2 protein-coding genes are annotated in these 1,520 nt (G+C 52.0%); both read right to left on the bottom strand.

The window, feature by feature from the left end; all coding sequences use genetic code 11:
* On the bottom strand, positions 1–143 hold a 143-nt coding region (locus tag ACKI5J_RS11765), incomplete at its 3' end, for a SulP family inorganic anion transporter (protein WP_407429670.1).
* 56 nt (positions 144–199) lie between these two features.
* Positions 200–1,520 (bottom strand): hypothetical protein (locus tag ACKI5J_RS11760; protein ID WP_407429669.1); only part of this gene is annotated, 1,321 nt, incomplete at its 5' end.

Genomic DNA, 1,520 nt, shown 5'->3' with positions numbered 1-1,520 from the left:
AAACCCACCAGCGGCGGGAAGCCCGCAAGGATCGCGAAAGACAGTGACTCCGGCATCATGGTCATAGCCACCGTCAGTCCAGCCAGGATCTCAGTTTTATAGTCGACCTTCTGCTTGAAGTCAAATAGATTCAGGTAAGCCATCGTCAGTATGGAGAATAAAATAGAGTTGGAATGACGCAAAAATACGAAAATTGCACTTAGAACCGGTAGCTGACCGCTGCCCTTACGTTGAAGGGCGTACCCGGCGTGAAGTGTATCTCTGTAACCTCATTGGCCTCATTCTGTAATCTGGAGGTGCTTGCAAATTGCGTTTCATTCCAGTTGCTGTTGAAGATGTTTTCGGCGATGACCCCCAGGGTAAAGCGCTTGAGTTGGTAACTCACATTGGCATCGTTGATGAAATAACCTTTAGCCACAATGGAATTGTCTTCATTGGCGGCTCTGGAGGCGAGATAGCGGGTTCTTAGGCTACCGGAAAACCGCCCGAGTTGTTTGATGCTTAAACCGCCGGCAAGGGTAAACTTCGGGGCGAGCGGGATGTATTGCTCCCCCTCAGGCTCGTCGACTGCCCGCGCATGGGTGTAGGTAAGATCAGTGTTGTAGAACAGCCAGTCGGTGAGCTGGTAACGGATGCCCAGGCCTATACCTCTCCGTGCGGTGCGGCCGCCGGGCTCCACAATGCCTTCATCCCCCACATACACAAACTCCTGCTGCAGGTACAGGTACCAGAGCGCCGCATTCAGAATCAGCCGCGGTGCAGGCTTCCAGGTGGCGCCCAGGTCTGCCCCGTACGCCGCCGGCAGAACCTCCTGCCCTTGTTGGGCAACCACTACACGGGTATCGTTGCTGTGAAAACCTTTCCCAAGTTTCAGGAAAAACTGCAGATCTTTATTCTGGTTGTACAGAAAGTTTAGTTTTGGACTTAGAATCGCCTTGTCCTGATGATCGGAAGGCATTCCCGAAGCCAGCTGGTGGCGGTATCTGAAATCCAGGTAGTCCAGCCGCAGCGAAGGATTGATAAGCAGTTTTCCCGTCTCCAGCTCCAGGTTAAAGAACCCATAGATGTTGGTCTCATTCACATCGCCAAGCATGATGTTCTCCAGGGTTTCCTTTCTGTTCAGCGTATGGGAGAGCTCGACGTTATTCACATCATCGTAGCGGATACCGGTACCGGCCTGAAACTTCATATCGGCGTTTTTGAGGCTGTAGTTTTTGTGGAGCACCGTGTTGGAACCGGCAAGGTTCCGGTGCTCTTCCTGTTTAATCTGGTCGCCGTTCAGGGGATCGTTCAGGAAGAACGTAAAATTAGAATACAGCTGAAAATTGTAGCGGCTGTAAAATGCGGATGTCTTCAGCCAGCTGCTGGAATTGAAATACTTGTTGTAATGAACATTGATGTTGCTGCGGCTGGTTTCGCCGCCCTCGTTGGGGTCTATGGCACCAAATCGGCTGATTATACCCTGGTCGACAGCCCGCTGTGGGATCTGTCCGGAGGCATTCCACTGGCTGGTAAAGTGA

The sequence above is a fragment of the Arcticibacter sp. genome (assembly GCF_045629565.1).
In the GTDB taxonomy this organism is placed as follows: domain Bacteria; phylum Bacteroidota; class Bacteroidia; order Sphingobacteriales; family Sphingobacteriaceae; genus Arcticibacter.
The sequence above is the reverse complement of the archived record's forward strand: the minus strand, read 5'-3'. Positions and strand labels throughout refer to the sequence as shown.